1 pseudogene is annotated in these 252 nt (G+C 61.1%); it reads left to right on the top strand.

Annotation, left to right across the window (positions count from 1 at the left end):
- Window positions 1-252: pseudogene (locus tag QP363_RS13310) on the top strand (ATP-dependent helicase); the annotation flags it as partial.

Raw genomic sequence — 252 nt, 5'->3', positions numbered from 1 at the left:
ATGTTTATTGCGCTCGATAAGCTCTTCAACCAGGGCCGGCGCAAGGTGATCGTGGCGGTACCCGAACGCTCCATCGGTGCGTCCTTCGCGCCCACCGACCTCACCACCTACGGCTTCTTCGCGGATTGGGACGTTAAACCCGCGAACAACCTGTGCACACCCGGCAGCAACGAATCGAAAGTCGCGGCGTTCCTGCGGTTCCTGGAAGGGCCAGATGCCACACTCGTCTGCACGCACGCCACTCTGCGTTTC

It is taken from the genome of Corynebacterium sp. UMB6689 (genome assembly GCF_030215295.1).
In the GTDB taxonomy this organism is placed as follows: domain Bacteria; phylum Actinomycetota; class Actinomycetes; order Mycobacteriales; family Mycobacteriaceae; genus Corynebacterium; species Corynebacterium aurimucosum.
The sequence above is the reverse complement of the archived record's forward strand: the minus strand, read 5'-3'. Positions and strand labels throughout refer to the sequence as shown.